This is a genomic window from Planosporangium flavigriseum, from assembly GCF_011947225.1.
Classification (GTDB): domain Bacteria; phylum Actinomycetota; class Actinomycetes; order Mycobacteriales; family Micromonosporaceae; genus Planosporangium; species Planosporangium flavigriseum.
This window is the reverse complement of the sequence record NZ_JAATVW010000078.1, coordinates 1-336: the sequence shown is the minus strand read 5'-3', so window position 1 is coordinate 336 and position 336 is coordinate 1. Positions and strand designations below refer to the sequence as shown.

Here is a 336-nt window from a genome sequence, read left to right as displayed (position 1 = left end):
TCCAGCGCCATCCTGCAGCGTATGCGTTCGCTCGCGGTGCAGGCGGCCAACACTGGTTCGCAGGACTCCAGTGCCCAGGCGGCGGCCGACACCGAGTTCCAGCAGCTGAAGTCGGAGCTGACCCGAATCACCACCGCCACCAAGTTCGGTAGCCAGGCGCTGCTGGGTGGTAGCTACAACGGTGCGTTCCAGGTCGACTCCGCCACCGGTACCGGCACGCAGCTCGCGGTCAACCTGAGCTCGGCCAACATCAGCACCATCACCGCCGGCGGCATCTCGGGTCTGGACGCGACCGGCCTGGGCCTGGGCGCCACGACCGTCGCCCTGACCAGCGGT

Annotated in this window: 1 protein-coding gene; it reads left to right on the top strand. The window is 68.5% G+C overall.

The annotated features are described in order from the left end of the window. Nucleotides 1-9: 9 nt before the first annotated feature. A partial coding sequence (locus HC028_RS26885; protein WP_476742333.1) for a flagellin N-terminal helical domain-containing protein occupies nt 10-336 on the top strand: 327 nt, incomplete at its 3' end.